2 protein-coding genes are annotated in these 910 nt (G+C 66.5%); both read right to left on the reverse strand.

All coding sequences use genetic code 11. The features are described 5' to 3' along the window. Positions 1-154: 154 nt before the first annotated feature. Positions 155-349 carry a hypothetical protein gene (locus BGIM_RS61780; protein ID WP_084760377.1) on the reverse strand — a complete coding sequence of 65 codons (195 nt, stop codon included), beginning with the start codon at positions 347-349 and terminating at the stop codon, positions 155-157. A gap of 297 nt (positions 350-646) precedes the next feature. Then, positions 647-910: hypothetical protein (locus BGIM_RS0136645; RefSeq protein WP_020474606.1), on the reverse strand; the 264-nt coding region annotated here is incomplete at its 5' end.

Below are 910 nucleotides of genomic sequence, written 5' to 3' on the forward strand. Positions count from 1 at the left end.
CGCCGCAAACAGGCCCGTCTTTTTGACCTTCCGGCGGCCGGATGCCGGGTCCGTCCCGCCGGCATTCGCATGAGTCGCGGTCTTCGCCGGAAATCCCCGGTCGGCGAGCATTTTTCCGCCGCGATTCCGTCGACGCCGGAGAGTTCGGGAATGATCACCGGGTGACGGTCACCCGGACGGCGGCCAGCAGGGCGTGATCGGCGAGGACGGCGGCCACGGCCGCCCGCAATCGGGCCATGAACGGCCGGGAGCCCAGAAGAGACTGCATCGTGTCGGCCGCCTCGTCGGGCCGGCCGGCCGGCACGCGGATGGTCACGTGATACTCTTCAATCGTCACGAATTTGGGCATGGCGGACCCCTTGGGAAAGCGGGGCGGCCGGCGACGGGCCGGCCGCCGGGGGATGCCTTCTCGCCGACGGATACCGACGGTTTCGTCCGGGTGATGCGCGGGCAGTGGCGAAGAGAGCCTGCGTTCGATGCGGGCCCTGACCGGAAAGTGGCGGGCGAGACAACAGCCGTTCTGACCCGGCCCCCACGGACTGATTCCGAAGCTGAACACCGGGAAAGGCGGAGTCTAATGGCGAAGACATCCCGCTCAGGTATTTTGACGCATTTCAGCCGATTATTTAGTGGTGCATCCGCCAAGTTATCGCACAGATGGCGGGGTGGCGACGCCGGCCGGCCGACGGGGCCGGTGACGCCGTCGTCGGCCCCAGTGAAATGGATGTCGGTGCGAGTTCCAGTAAGCCGTCGCCCGGTTCACCGCCTCAACGATCTCCTCCCATGTCCCGAATCGTCGGCCCTTGAGCGCCAGGGACCGCAGGATCTTCCACCACGGCTCGATCAGGTTCAAGTACGCCGCCGCGACCGGCTGGAAGACAAACTCCCATCGCGGGCATGCCACGTTGAA

The sequence above is a fragment of the Zavarzinella formosa DSM 19928 genome, assembly GCF_000255705.1.
Taxonomy (GTDB): domain Bacteria; phylum Planctomycetota; class Planctomycetia; order Gemmatales; family Gemmataceae; genus Zavarzinella; species Zavarzinella formosa.